This is a genomic window from Pseudarthrobacter sp. NKDBFgelt (assembly GCF_046097905.1).
In the GTDB taxonomy this organism is placed as follows: Bacteria; Actinomycetota; Actinomycetes; order Actinomycetales; family Micrococcaceae; genus Arthrobacter; species Arthrobacter polychromogenes.
On record NZ_JBJURL010000007.1, the window covers coordinates 49,411 to 62,554 of the forward strand.

Consider the following 13,144-nt stretch of genomic DNA (forward strand, 5'->3'; position numbering starts at 1 on the left):
GTGGGGGCGGTGCGGGCGCTTCCGCTGCCTGCTAAATCTCCGTGCGGTGGAAGTTCAGGTGGCTGCGGCTTGCAGTGGGACCGCGCTGGCCCTGGTAGCGGTTGCCGTACTCGCCCGAACCGTAGGGATGCTCCGCAGAGGACGTCAGCCTGAAGAAGCACAGCTGGCCGATCTTCATGCCCGGCCACAGCTTGATGGGCAGGGTGGCCATGTTGGACAGTTCCAGGGTTACGTGGCCTGAGAATCCGGGGTCGATGAACCCGGCCGTGGAGTGGGTCAGGAGGCCCAGCCGGCCCAGGGAGGACTTGCCTTCCAGGCGGGCCGCGATGTCGTCCGGCAACGTGACGGTCTCATACGTGGACCCCAGGACGAACTCGCCCGGGTGCAGGATGAAGGGCTCGTTCGGCTCCACTTCCACAAGGCGCGTAAGCTCCGGCTGTTCCTCGGCGGGGTCGATGTGGGCGTACTTGTGGTTATCGAACAGGCGGAAGAACTTGTCGATCCGAACATCCACGGACGACGGCTGGACCATCGCGGAATTGTACGGTTCGAGCACGATCCGCTGGGAGTCTATTTCGGCACGTATATCGCGGTCAGAGATCAGCACCGTCCCAAATTACCGTACGGCCCCTCCTGGGCAGTTATCCACAGCAACATTTTTTCGTTGTTGCAGAGCGCTCGTGGGGCTACTGTTACAGCAGTGATTCAGGCGCCGGATGGTCTCCCGGATGGCCCAACAGAGCTGGGGATGTTGTGAATAGATTGGCCGCGCCCTCTTTTATTGGGGCGCTCTTGGCTTTAGCGCTGCTCTCCTCATCGGCGGGCACACCGCCGGTGCCGGCCGCAGGGCCGCCAGTGGGCGCAACGGGGCCCAGCAGCGTAAGCCTGGGCGCTCCGGCCGTAACCGAGGGCGCCGGGTCCCCCTCCGGCGCGGACTCCCGCGGGTCCCTGCTCGCCCCCGCGGTTGAACCGGACATCCGGCCGGCATCACCCACGGAACCCTTGGCGGCCGAACCAGTGGCGGTGGGACCTGTGGCGGCGGAACCCCTGGCACCGTCTCCGGCAACCAGTCCGTCCGCCGGCACCGTTGAGGATTCCCCCGAGCCCGCAGCACCGGCACCCGTTCCGGCCTCCGAAGAGCCGGCACCCGACGTCCCGTCCATACCTCCCCTCTGGGCACCGGACGAGGAACTTGCCTCCCCTCAGGTGTCCCGCCAGGCGGTTCCGGAATCCCTTGCGGCCGTTCCCGCACCGGAAGCCCTCATCCCGGACAGCAACGCAGCCGCCATCCTCACGGTGTTCAACCGGATCAACGAGTACCGGGCGTCCAAGGGCCTGAACCCCGTGAAATACAACTCAACAGTGGCTGCCCTGGCACAGGAATGGTCGGACAGCATCGCAACCCGCGAGGTCATCGAGCACCGCGCCAGCTTCTGGACGGACCAGCGCGCGCTAAGTCCCAACAACGGCGCCGGCGAGGTCATCGCCATCCGCACGGACCGGGACGCAGCGCTGCTGGTGGAATGGTGGAAAGGCTCCCCCGGCCACAACGCCATGCTCCTCGATCCGCGCTTCAACGTCATGGGGGCCGGGATCAGCTTTACGGACCGCACGTACAAGATCTGGGGCGTGGTGAACTTCTTCGGCTACACCACCCTTCCCGCCGGTACCACCAATTCACCCGGCGGAACCGGGACGAGCACACCCTTCCCGGCGCCGCCGCCCACCGTGTGCGACGCCCCGGTACGGCACATGCCGCCCACGCTTGACCTCTCCGCAGCGGCCATCAAGGGGCCCGGAGACCTGGTGACCGTCGACTCCTCCGGCCAGCTCCTGGCACGCGCAGCCACCGGAGCGCGCACCTTTGCCGCTGCCAAGGTCATCGGCTCAGGTTTTGCCGGCGCCAAGGAAGTATTCACCACGGACTGGGACAGGGACGGCGCCTACGACCTCGTCACGCAGTGGAACAGCGGCACCCTGACGCTCCACCGCGGCATTGCCGCCGGCGGATTCCAGCCGCCCGCCACCCTGGGAAGCGGAGGGTGGGAAACCCTTACCCTCGCCGTCGGCGGATGGTGTGCCAACAACAGGCTCCCCCAGATTCTTGCCCTGGACGGGGCGGGAAACCTCTACCTGTATCCCAACAAGGGCCTGGGCGACCTCTCCGCACGGGCACTCGTCGGCTCCATCGGCGCCGCACGGAAGCTGTCCATGGTGGATTACGACGCCGACGGGTTCCAGGACATCCTTGCACTCCGGGCTGACGGCTCCGTCCAGCTGCACCGCGGCTGGGGCACCACCGCACTGCGCACGGAAGCCAGGGCTACCGTCGCCACGGGTTGGGGAGACGTCACGGGCCTCAGGCCGCTGCGGGACGTTACCGGACTCAACTCCACCGGGCTGGCCCTGCGAAGGGCGTCCGACGTCGTGCAGTACTGGGACCTGACCTCCGGAAGCCTCGCGTCGCCGTCGAACATTCCGGGCCCGTGGACCGGGCAACGGCTGGCGCAGTAGGCCCGCCGCTGCTGGAGGGGACGGGCACTCCTAGATGGCCGGCTGGAGCTCCAGGACGTCCTTGAGCCGTTCGAGCTGGGCCACCTCGGTGGAGACACTCCGCTGAAGCATCCTGTTCAGGAATCCGATCCGGTTGAGCAACCTGAGCCTGTGCAGGACGCCGGCCGCCCCTTCTGCCCGGGCCTCGAGGGCAAACCTGACGCGAGTTCCTTCAGCCTCCGTGCTGAGGTAGTACCCGCCCGAACGGTGGGCCGGCCCGGAAATGGCTTGGAATTGGATTTCGGCTCCGGGCCGGGCGTGGGTGATTTCCAGCTCCGCGGGGATGCTCAGCCCGGACCGTCCGGCCACCATCTTCCGGTACACCGCTCCCTTGGAGGCCGATGCGCCTAGAAGCAGCTTGACGCTGCGCACCGAGTCATTCCACGCAGGCAGGTTGGTCGCATCAAGCAGGTACAGATACACGGCCATGGCGTCCCGCCGGATAAGGACCTCGTGTTCTGCGAATGCCATGGGGGATCTTCCTGTGGTTGAGGTTCAACTGCCGCAGTAGCTGCAATCCCCCCGGCCCCGCAGCTACCCGGTTCAGGTTAGCCAGCGCTCCGCAGGCCCACCTAGCCACGGCAGGCGACGTTATTGAAGAGTTACTGGATGACGTTCCCCTGACCGGGACACGGGCGGCGCGCAGCGTGTGTGGGCAGGGCAGGCAAAGTTCTGCGCTAAGCTATGTTCTGCCCCTCCACGGCGGGGCAGCGCGGCTGTAGCTCAATGGTAGAGCGCTAGCTTCCCAAGCTTGATACGCGGGTTCGATTCCCGTCAGCCGCTCCACTGCTTGCAGCGGGACAGAAGACAAACCACCCCGGCGCCCATTAGGTACCGGAGTGTATCGTCAGAAGTCAGGAACCTCTTCGGTTCCGCTACAGGAGCAATTCATGGCTGACAAGTCCCCGCGTCAAACAGCATCCAAAAAATCCGGCAAGTCCATCAAGGAAAAGCGGGCCGACAAGAAGGCCGCTTCCGCCCCGGCCAGCTCCCTGGACATCACCTCCAGCAAGGCCGCCAAAAAGAAGTGACAGGGCAGCAGAAAAGACTGACCCTCGGCGTCCTGGCCTCAACGAAGAAGCCCGATGAGCGCCGGCTCCCCATCCATCCGCTGCATTTCGAGCGCATCGCACCCGACATCCGCGAGCACATCATCCTGGAAACCGGCTACGGCGAGCGGCTGGGCGTATCCGACGAACACCTCTCGCCTTTGGTGGGCAGGATGGCCGGCAGGGAGGCGCTGCTGGCGGAGGCCGACGTCGTCCTCCTGCCAAAGCCGCAGCCGGAAGACCTCGCCGACATGCGGGACGGCCAGGTCCTCTGGGGCTGGCCGCACTGCGTCCAGGACCGCGCCATCACCCAGCTGGCCATCGACAAGAAGCTCACGCTGATTGCCTTCGAGGCCATGAACCACTGGGCAAGCGATGGCGGCTTTGGACTGCACGTCTTCCACAAGAACAACGAACTCGCGGGGTACTGCTCCGTGCTGCACGCCCTCGCGCTGACCGGGTCCACCGGCGACTACGGCCGGAGGCTCAGCGCCACGGTCATCGGCTTCGGTGCAACAGCCCGCGGTGCCGTCACCGCGCTGAACGCCCACGGGATCCATGACGTCCAGGTGCTGACCAACCGGGGCGTGGCCGCTGTCGGCGCGCCGATCCACTCTGTGAACATCGTCCAGTTCGACCACGACGACGAAGCCCCCTTCCTGAGCCAGGTCATCAGCGAGCGCGGCAGGGTACCGCTGGCACCGTTCCTGGCCGAGAGCGACATCGTGGTCAACTGCACCCTGCAGGACCCCAATAACCCGCTGACGTACCTGCGCACGGAGGACCTGGCGGCGTTCAGTCCCGGGAGCCTCATTGTGGATGTTTCGTGCGACGAGGGCATGGGTTTCAGCTGGGCACGGTCCACCACCTTCGCCGACCCCATGTTTACGGTGGGCGACCACATCAACTACTACGCCGTGGACCACAGCCCGTCCTACCTCTGGAACTCGGCCAGCTGGGAAATCAGCCAGGCCCTGCTGCCATTCCTGGACACCGTCGTCAGCGGCCCCGGGGCGTGGGACGGCAACGACACCATTGCCCGCGCCATCGAGATCCGCGACGGCGTCATCCGCAATAAGGATGTCCTGGAGTTCCAGAAGCGCGAAGAGGCGTACCCTCACCTGGCGCTGTAGTCCGGACTACGCGGCCGCCCGCCGGACAATCCGCACGGGCTGCCGCCGGTCCTTGAGGTCCACCCTCAGCGACAGCGAGCCCTTGCGCGCCAGGATCACTGCCACCGTCAGGGCCGCGAGGGCAGGCACGCCGCCGGACACCAGCAGCGCCACGTGCGGGTCGGCGTGCTCGGCGATCCAGCCCAGCATGGGCCCGCCGATTGCCTGGCCGCCGATCAGGACCATGATGTACAGGCTCATGACCCGGCCCCTGATGCCCATGTTGGAGCTGACCTGGACCAGCTGGTTGGACCCGGTCAGGAACATCAGGCACCAGAATCCCGAGAGCACCATGACCGCGCCGAACACCGGCATGGACGGCGCCAGCGCGGCAAGGCACAGCATGACCCCGTACATTCCCGCGCAGAACACCACGGAGCGCAGCCGGAGCCGGCGGCGCCGCGTGGATCCCACCGCGCCGGCCAGCGCGCCCAGCGCCACCAGGGCGTTCAGGAGGCCGTAGCCTGCGGCACCGGCATTGAACACGTTGTCAGCGAAGGCGGCGAGCACCACGGGCAGGCTCATGGCGAACACCGCGATGAAACCTGCCATCAGCCAGGGCCAGTAGATGGTGGGCTTGCCCAGCGCATACCGCAGTCCTTCGCGCAGCATCCCCTTGCTCTTCGGGGCGGGCTCGCTCACGAACAGTTGGTCCTTGCGCAAAAGAAGCAGCATGGCCACGGTGGAACAGCACGCCACGGCGTTGCCGGCGAAAGCCCACCCCGCACCCACGGCAGTAAGCATCCACCCGGCCAGGGCGGGGCCAATCAGGCCGCCCAACTGGAAGGTGGTGGAGTTGACGCTGATGGCGTTGCGCAGGTACGTGGGCCCCACGAGTTCATTGACGAAGACCTGCCGGGCCGGCTGGTCAAGGACCGTCACCAGGCCAAGCACCAGCGCGATGACGTAGACGTGCCACACCTCAACGGCCCCGCTCAGGGCGAGGGCCGCGAGCACGGCCGCCAGGACCGCCGCCATGCCCTGGCAGAGAATCAGGATCTTCCGCTTGGCGAACCGGTCGGCGACCATCCCGCCCCATGGTCCCAGGAGCAGGGACGGCAGGAACTGCAGCGCCACGGTGATGCCCACTGCAGTGACGGATCCGGACAGTTCCAGCACCATCCAGTCCTGGGCGATCCGCTGCATCCAGATGGCGACGACGGCGATGAAGTGGCCTATCGCGAAGATGCGGAAGTTGGGGATCCGCAGGGAGATAAAGGTGTGCTTCCAGGGCAGGCGTTCAGTGACGACGGCGAGCGGCTGGGTCTGGTGGTCCGGCGGCGCGGAGCCGGCGGTATCGATGACGGGTTGGGTGACGGTTGCCGATGACGGCGGTGGGGGTGCCACAGGTGTGTCCTCAAGTGCGTGCGGTCCGGGATGCCCTTAACGCTAGGCTGGGACCTGGGATTATGGAGACGTATCGTCCCTATAACTCGTATTGCAAACCGCAATGTCCGCGTTGTCCGCACCGATGCCCCACGGAGTCCATTGTGTTTGAACCGGCCCAGCTGCGCTCCTTCCTTGCCGTCGCCGAGACGCTGAGCTTCACCAAGGCGGCGGAGCGGCTGGGCCTGGCCCAACCCACCGTCAGCCAGCATGTCCGCAAGCTGGAGGCGGCTGCCAAGAGGGTCCTGGTCAGCCGGGATACCCGCGATGTGCGGCTGACGGACAACGGGGACGCCATGGCGGGCTTCGCCCGGAACATCCTGGCTGCCCACGATTCCGCCTCCCGCTACTTTTCCGGCTCTGCCATGCGCGGAAGGCTGCGGTTCGGCACGGCCGATGACCTGGCCATCACGGGCCTGCCGCGGATCCTGCGTGAATTCCGGCAAATCTATCCGCAGATCAACCTGGAGCTGACGGTGGGCCAAAGCGACCAGCTGTACCGGAAACTCAACGCGGGGCAGCTGGACCTGGTCTTCGTAAAGTGGGTGGCGGGAGCCAAGGACGGAACAGTGGTCCAGCATGATTCCTTTTCCTGGGTTGGGCTCGAGCAGACCACGCTGGACCCGGCGTCTCCCGTGCCGCTCATCGCCTACCCGTCACCCAGCCTGAGCCGGAAACTCGCCATCGACGCCCTCGAGTCCCATGGCAGGACCTGGCGGATCACCTGCACCACGCGCCAAATCAGCGGAGTGCTGGCGGCCGTCAGGGCAGGAATCGGCGTGGCCGTGATGCCGTCGTCGCTCGTCCCGGAAGACCTCAAAATCATCACCCGGCGGTTCGACCTGCCGGCAGTGGGCGACGTGGACTTCACCCTGATCCGCAACCCGCTGGCCAACGCGGAGGTCATTGACGCGCTGACGCAGTCCATTGTGGGCAGGACAATTAACCGGCAAGCATAACGCCGGCGGTGCCCCGATGGGCGCAGCCATTCCGCAGTTTCCATTGATTGCTGAAGGCAGCATCCCCTATGCTGACTTTCTAGGGTCAAGCAGCTGGCCGGTTCTCAAGCACGGGGGGCTCCTGCATGCCAGGATTTCCACCCGGGACAGGCAGCCAATGACGACAGCCAGGAACACCCATGCCAGCTCGGCCCATGCGCGCCCGCTCAACACTGCGCGGCCACCGGCCACCCGCCGCTCCACCCTCGGCGCCGGGATAGCAACAACCGATACCGGCTACGTAGGCAAACCCACCTGCGACACCTGCCGGACCGATGAATTCGTCTATCTGGAGTCCTACATCCCGCCTACGTACCGGCGTGACGGCACGGTCGCCGCCCTGGGCGAGGTGGCATACACATGCACCCGGTGCGAGGATTTCTCCGCCCACAGCGTGCCGGTGACCTGGACGCCGCCCGGGTGGTACCTGGGCTGACTAACGCGAGGTCTCCAGCCGCGCAACAGGCGCGGACACCAGGCATCAAAAAGGCTGGCCGGCCACCTATTGGTGGTCGGCCAGCCTTTTTCTTGCCTCAGGGCCCCCGCTGCTAGATCAGGGCATCCGAGAGGTGGTTGGGGGTGCCGAAGCGGTGGGCGGTGATGCTGACGGCCTGTTCGTGCAGGAAGGGCAGCAGCTCAACGCGGCCCGCTTCGGTCACCGGGTGCGCGTAGATTGCCAGGTCGGGGCGTCCCCCGGCGGCCTTTGCCAGGGCCGCGGCGGTGCCGCCAATCAGGCGCACGCGGCCATTGGACAGCTTGCCCGCCGCCGCGAGCCTGCCTGCCGAAGCCAGCCAGTCGGTGTCGGACTCCACCGTCACCTCGATGTCCAGGGCAATCAGCACCGGGCGCAGCTGGGCGGGAAGCTCGACGGCGGTGGAGACAGTCAGCTCCGAACCCGCAAGCACGCCGGCCGCCACGGTCCGGACCAGGTGCGCCAGCGGCGCACCCTCGGACAGGCGCACCGTCACGGGAAGGCTGCGGTAGCGGAAGATGTTGCGTTCCGCGCTGAGTCCCGAGACGTCCTTGGCGGTACCGAACTCGTCTGCCCAGGCCTGCGCGTCGGAGGCGAGCGCACGCTGGACGGACTCGAGCTCAGCGGGTTCCAGGGCGGAGCCGGCCGCGTTGAGGATGCGGCGCACGCCCGCGTGGGTGATGCCGGCCTCCGCGGTGCTTGTGGCAGGGGCCCAGTCGCCCAGGCCTGCCAGGTAGTTGGGTCCGCCGGCCTTGGTTCCTGCACCTACGGCTGACTTCTTCCAGCCGCCGAACGGCTGCCGCTGCACGATGGCGCCCGTGATGCCGCGGTTCACGTAGAGGTTTCCGGCCTGGATGCTGTCCAGCCAGACGCCCAGTTCCTCGGAGTTCAGGGAGTGCAGCCCGGCGGTGAGGCCGTACTCGATCTGGTTTTGGAGGGCGATGGCCTCTTCCAGGGTGTCGGCGGTCATCACGCCCAGGACGGGGCCGAAGAATTCGGTGAGGTGGAAGTAGGAGCCGCGCTTGACGCCGTAGCGCACGCCCGGGCTCCAGAGCCGGCCGGTGCCGTCCAGCTTCTTCGGCTCAACGGCCCAGTTTTCCCCGTTGCCCAGGGTGGTGAGGGCGTTGAGGAGCTTGCCGCTGGCGGGCTCGATGATCGGCCCCATCTGGCTGGTGGGGTCCTCCGGGTAGCCCACCTTGAGGGAGGTGACGGCGTCGATCAGCTGGTTGTGGAAGCGCCTGGACTTGGCCACGGAGCCCACCAGGATCACCAGTGAGGCGGCCGAGCACTTCTGGCCGGCGTGGCCGAACGCGGAGTACGCCACGTCCTTGGCTGCCAGGTCCAGGTCCGCGCTGGGGGTGACGATGATGGCGTTCTTGCCGCTGGTCTCGGCCAGCAGCGGCAGGTCCTGCCGGAAGGACCGGAACAGTTCGGCGGTCTCGTAGCCGCCGGTGAGGATCACCCGGTCGACGGCCGGGTGGCTGATGAGCTGCTTGCCCAGCTCCCTTTCGCCGAGCTGCACCATGGTGAGCACATCCCTGGGAACGCCGGCTTCCCACAGTGCTTCGACCATTACGGCGCCGCTGCGGGCGGCCTGCCTGGCAGGCTTGATGACGACGGCGGAGCCGGCGGCGAGCGCGGCGAGGGTGGACCCGGCCGGAATGGCGACCGGGAAGTTCCACGGCGGCGTGACTACGGTGAGCTTCGCTGGGACGAACGTGGCGCCGTCGACCTTGTCCAGCTTCCGTGCGGACTCGGCGTAGTAGTGGGCGAAGTCCACAGCTTCGCTGACCTCCGGGTCGCCCTGATCGATGGTCTTGCCGGTCTCGCTGGCCATGACCTCGAGCAGGTCGGCGCGGCGGGCTTCGAGGACGTCGCCGGCGCGGTGCAGGATCTCGGCACGTTCGGCGCCTGAGAGCGCGCCCCAGACCTTGCCCTTTTCGACGGCGGTAGTGATGGCGTCGTTCAGCTTTGCTTCGTCGTTGATGAACGCGGCTTCCACGGCAGCGCTGCCGAGCGTGGAGGACGGGACGCGCTCCAGGATGGCGCGGCCCCAGTCGCGGTTGGCCGGCAACGACGGGTCGGTGTCCGGGGTGTCCTTGAACGAGTCATGCGGCAGGGGCTGCGGCGGGAGGTTGCGGTCCTGCTGGCGGTTGGCCGGCGGGACACTGTTGTCCAGCGCGTCGAGGGAAGACAGGAAACGCTGCTTTTCGCGCTCGAACAGCGATTCGTTCTCGCTGAGTTCAAACACGGCGGACATGAAGTTGTCCTGGCTGGCGCCCTCTTCGAGGCGTCGGATCAGGTAGGCGATGGCGACGTCGAACTCGGCCGGGTGCACCACCGGCGTGTAGAGCAGGAGCGAGCCGACGTCCTTCTTGACGGCCTCGGCCTGGCCCTGCGCCATGCCGAGCAGCATCTCAAACTCGATGCCTGACTCAACGCCGCGCTGCTTGGCAAGGAGCCAGGCGAAGGCGATGTCGAACAGGTTGTGGCCGGCCACGCCAATCCGGATGTTCTTGATCCGCTCCGGGTGCAGGGAGTAGTTGATGACGCTCTTGTAGCTGGTGTCCGAGTCCTGCTTGGTTCCCCACGTTGCCAGCGGCCAGTCGTGGAGGGAGGCTTCCACCTGCTCCATGGGCAGGTTGGCGCCCTTCACCACGCGGACCTTGATGGCGGCGCCGCCGTTGGCGCGGCGCTCAGCGGCCCAGTCCTGCAGGCGGATCATGGCGGAGAGTGCGTCCGGAAGGTAGGCCTGAAGCACGATGCCGGCTTCAAGGTTCTTGAACTGGGGCTTGTCCAGGATCCTGGTGAAGACCGCGATGGTCATGTCCAGGTCCTTGTACTCCTCCATGTCCAGGTTGATGAACTTGGCCTTGGGAAATGACGCTGCCCGCTCGAACAACGGGGTGAGCTTCTCGACGACGTGCTCAACGGCTTCGTCGAAGGCCCACGGCGAGTGCGGGGCCACCGTGGAGGAGACCTTGATGGAGACGTAGTCGACGTCGGGACGCGCCAGCAGCGTGTGCGTGCCCTCGAGCCGGCGGGAGGCCTCGTGCTCGCCCAGGACGGCTTCACCCAGGAGGTTAACGTTCAGCTTGATGCCGTCCTTGCGGATCTTGGCAATGGCAGGTCCCAGCTTGGCGTCGGTGGCGTCAACGATCAGGTGGCCCACCATCTCGCGCAGGACCTTTCGCGCGACCGGGATGACAACCTGCGGCAGGACCGGGGCCATGGTTCCGCCAAGTGCCACGGCGCTCCGCATGTACCAGGGCAGGAAGGCGGGGACTTTGGGGGCCAGTGCGGCGAGGTTTCGTGCGGCGACGTTCAGGTCCTCGGGGCGGACCACGCCGTCCACGAAGCCAACGGTGAACTCCAGGCCGTTGGGGTCCTTCAGGACGCCGGCGAGCTGCTGGGCGGAAGCGTCCACGGGAACCTTGGATGCCTCGGTCAGCCAGTGGCGGACCAGTGCCACCGCTTCGTTGGCCAATGCCTTGGCCTGGGGCACGTCGACATCGACAGTCCGGGGCGCAGTTCCGGTGGCGACTGCCGGTTCCATTGCAATGTGGGTCATGGCTTTTCTCGTTCTTTCCTGGGGTTTCAAGGAGGTCTTATCCACCAGTATGAGCTTCCAGTCACATAAGATAAAGCGATCTTTTCTAAGCAATACAGGTTAGAAAAGATGAACTATTGCACATCGCCGGATTGCCCCTTCCCCCACCCGACGCTCTCTCACCTAACGCCGCAAATTCCCGGACGCTCTCCCACTTGATGCGGGAAAAGCGGAAACGCTCTATCACCCTCCACAGGAAGGTGATAGAGCGTCCGGGGTAAAGCGACGTTAGGTGATAGAGCGTCCGGGGTGGAGCGACGTTAGGTGATAGAGCGTCCGGGGTGGAGCGACGTTAGGTGATAGAGCGTCCGGGAGTCAGACGAGGGGGCGGTGCATCTCCACGATCTCCTCATGCCGGGGGCTGTTGGGGTTCATCAGCGAGTGCTTCTTTCCGTAGAAGAAGTAGATGGCCAGGCCAACAAGCAGCCAGACGCCGAACCGCGCCCAGGTTTCCCAGTGCAGCTGGAACATCAGGAATGCCGACGCCAGGACACCGAAGGCCGGGATGAACGGCATGAACGGCAGGCGGAAGGTCCGGGGTGCATCCGGCTTCTTGTAGCGGAACACGATCACCGAGAAGCAGACGACGACGAACGCGGCCAGGATGCCGATGTTTGTCAGGTCGGCAACGGCTTTGATGGGGAACACGCCTGCAAGCAGGGCGGAGGCGACGCCGGCAATCCACGTGACGCGCTGCGGGGTGCCGTGGCGGTCCGTCTTGGAGAACCAGCCGGGCAGCAGGCCGTCGCGGCTCATGGAGAACCAGACGCGGGTAACGCCCAGGAGGAAGGTCAGCATCACCGTCAGGATGGACAGGACGGCGAACACCGAGATGATGGTGGCGATCACCGGCAGGCCCACACCCGTGAAGGCGGAGGCAAAGCCTGCCGTGGGGTCAATGTCCTTGTAGTTCTGCATGCCGGTCAGCACCAGGGTGGCTGCCACGTAGAGCAGCATCGCAATAATCAGGGAAAGAATGATGGCCTTGGGCATGTGCTTCTTGCCGTCCTTGGCCTCCTCCGCCGCGGTGCTCATGGCGTCGTAGCCGAAGACGGCGAAGAAGACCGTGGCCGCGCCGGCTAGGACCGGGCCGAAACCGCTGGGCATGAACGGGTTGTAGTTGTTGGTGTCGATGTAGAAGACACCCAGTCCGATGATAAAGAGGATGAGGATGACCTTGATGGCAACGGCCACGAGTTCGAACCGGCCGAAGGCCTTGGTGCCGCGGGACAGGATCCAGGTCACGATCAGGCAGACCACGATGGCCGGAATGTTGACGATGCCGCCCCGGCCTTCGTCAGCGGTGGACGTCATCCAGATGGGCATGTTGATGCCGATTCCCGAGAGGAAGGCGTCGAAGTAGCCGGAAATGCCGATGGCAACCACCGCCACGATGGCGATGTACTCCAGCAGGAGGTCCCAGCCGATGAACCAGCCGATGATCTCGCCAAGCGCCACGTATCCGTAGGTATAGGCGGACCCTGCGCGGGGAATCATGCCCGCGAATTCCGCGTAGGACAAAGCAGCGGCGGCCGACGCAAGGCCTGCCACCAGGAAGGAGATCAGCACCGCGGGCCCCACGCCGGGTGTGCTCTCGCTGCCGGCGGCCACCAGTCCCGCGAGGGAGAAGATGCCGACGCCGATAATGCCGCCTACGCCGATCGCTGTAAGCTGCCAAAGCCCGAGTGACTTAAAGAGGCCACTGTGTTTGTTCTCTTCTTCAATGTCGTCAATGGGCTTGCGCCGCATTATCGACTGGGTCATATCTCTAGTGCTCATCAGGAACTCCTGCTTGGGGTGCGACCCCGTCACGGCGCGCGCGAAGAATCGCTTGTGACGGGGGTAACTCGGTCCCAACAGTATGCAAGCGGGATTGCGTTAGATAAAGTGACTACTTCTAACCT

General features: G+C 65.7%; 10 protein-coding genes and 1 tRNA gene. 6 read left to right on the forward strand and 5 right to left on the reverse strand.

All coding sequences use genetic code 11. The annotated features are described in order from the left end of the window. Window positions 1-31: 31 nt before the first annotated feature. Window positions 32-607, reverse strand: a complete 576-nt coding sequence (gene dcd, locus ACKAE7_RS03285; protein ID WP_188811987.1) for a dCTP deaminase — start codon at window positions 605-607, stop codon at window positions 32-34. A 248-nt stretch (window positions 608-855) separates the two neighbouring features. Here dcd and ACKAE7_RS03290 point away from each other — a divergent pair, with 248 nt between their 5' ends. After that, the gene (locus ACKAE7_RS03290; RefSeq protein ID WP_408978506.1) at window positions 856-2,514 is read left to right on the forward strand and encodes a CAP domain-containing protein; all 1,659 of its coding nucleotides are present in this window, start codon (window positions 856-858) and stop codon (window positions 2,512-2,514) included. 30 nt (window positions 2,515-2,544) lie between these two features. On the opposite strand, the gene ACKAE7_RS03295 is transcribed toward ACKAE7_RS03290, so the two are convergent. Then, entirely contained in the window at window positions 2,545-3,024 is a 480-nt protein-coding gene (locus ACKAE7_RS03295) for an SRPBCC family protein (protein WP_188811982.1), read from the reverse strand. 241 nt (window positions 3,025-3,265) lie between these two features. On the opposite strand from ACKAE7_RS03295, the gene ACKAE7_RS03300 reads away from it, so the two are divergent. The 3 genes from ACKAE7_RS03300 to ACKAE7_RS03310 all read left to right on the forward strand — a co-directional run bounded on the left by ACKAE7_RS03300 (window position 3,266) and on the right by ACKAE7_RS03310 (window position 4,735). Continuing rightward, window positions 3,266-3,339: transfer RNA gene (locus ACKAE7_RS03300), tRNA-Gly, on the forward strand. A gap of 104 nt (window positions 3,340-3,443) precedes the next feature. Next, a complete protein-coding gene (locus ACKAE7_RS03305) occupies window positions 3,444-3,584 on the forward strand; it encodes a hypothetical protein (RefSeq protein ID WP_172801468.1) in 141 nt (46 codons plus the stop codon). Next, complete coding sequence (locus ACKAE7_RS03310; RefSeq protein ID WP_188811980.1) at window positions 3,581-4,735, forward strand: N(5)-(carboxyethyl)ornithine synthase; 1,155 nt, start codon at window positions 3,581-3,583, stop codon at window positions 4,733-4,735. The genes ACKAE7_RS03305 and ACKAE7_RS03310 overlap by 4 nt, the downstream gene beginning before the upstream one ends. Before the next feature lie 6 nt (window positions 4,736-4,741). Here the strand turns inward: ACKAE7_RS03310 and ACKAE7_RS03315 are convergent, their stop codons facing one another. Next, window positions 4,742-6,121, reverse strand: a complete 1,380-nt coding sequence (locus ACKAE7_RS03315) for an MFS transporter (protein WP_408978507.1) — start codon at window positions 6,119-6,121, stop codon at window positions 4,742-4,744. Window positions 6,122-6,264: 143 nt separating this feature from the next. Here ACKAE7_RS03315 and ACKAE7_RS03320 point away from each other — a divergent pair, with 143 nt between their 5' ends. Both ACKAE7_RS03320 and ACKAE7_RS03325 read left to right on the forward strand, forming a co-directional pair. Further along, window positions 6,265-7,119 (forward strand): LysR family transcriptional regulator, encoded by an 855-nt coding sequence (locus ACKAE7_RS03320; protein WP_104188476.1) that lies wholly within the window; start codon window positions 6,265-6,267, stop codon window positions 7,117-7,119. A 157-nt stretch (window positions 7,120-7,276) separates the two neighbouring features. Then, window positions 7,277-7,594 carry a hypothetical protein gene (locus ACKAE7_RS03325; RefSeq protein WP_188811978.1) on the forward strand — a complete coding sequence of 106 codons (318 nt, stop codon included), beginning with the start codon at window positions 7,277-7,279 and terminating at the stop codon, window positions 7,592-7,594. A 112-nt stretch (window positions 7,595-7,706) separates the two neighbouring features. Here ACKAE7_RS03325 and ACKAE7_RS03330 read toward each other — a convergent pair whose 3' ends face one another. Both ACKAE7_RS03330 and ACKAE7_RS03335 read right to left on the reverse strand, forming a co-directional pair. Then, the gene (locus ACKAE7_RS03330) at window positions 7,707-11,201 is read right to left on the reverse strand and encodes a bifunctional proline dehydrogenase/L-glutamate gamma-semialdehyde dehydrogenase (RefSeq protein WP_191036237.1); all 3,495 of its coding nucleotides are present in this window, start codon (window positions 11,199-11,201) and stop codon (window positions 7,707-7,709) included. Between the two features lie 354 nt (window positions 11,202-11,555). Further along, complete coding sequence (locus tag ACKAE7_RS03335) at window positions 11,556-13,019, reverse strand: amino acid permease (RefSeq protein ID WP_188730975.1); 1,464 nt, start codon at window positions 13,017-13,019, stop codon at window positions 11,556-11,558. Window positions 13,020-13,144: the final 125 nt, after the last annotated feature.

What these genes read in the sequence shown, in the direction of transcription:
- ACKAE7_RS03295 (WP_188811982.1), bottom strand. Translation starts at nt 3,024, where the DNA reads ATGGCATTCGCAGAACACGAGGTCCTTATCCGGCGGGACGCCATGGCC.
- ACKAE7_RS03305 (WP_172801468.1), top strand. Translation starts at nt 3,444, where the DNA reads ATGGCTGACAAGTCCCCGCGTCAAACAGCATCCAAAAAATCCGGCAAG.
- ACKAE7_RS03325 (WP_188811978.1), top strand. Translation starts at nt 7,277, where the DNA reads ATGACGACAGCCAGGAACACCCATGCCAGCTCGGCCCATGCGCGCCCG.
- ACKAE7_RS03330 (WP_191036237.1), bottom strand. Translation starts at nt 11,201, where the DNA reads ATGACCCACATTGCAATGGAACCGGCAGTCGCCACCGGAACTGCGCCC.
- ACKAE7_RS03335 (WP_188730975.1), bottom strand. Translation starts at nt 13,019, where the DNA reads ATGAGCACTAGAGATATGACCCAGTCGATAATGCGGCGCAAGCCCATT.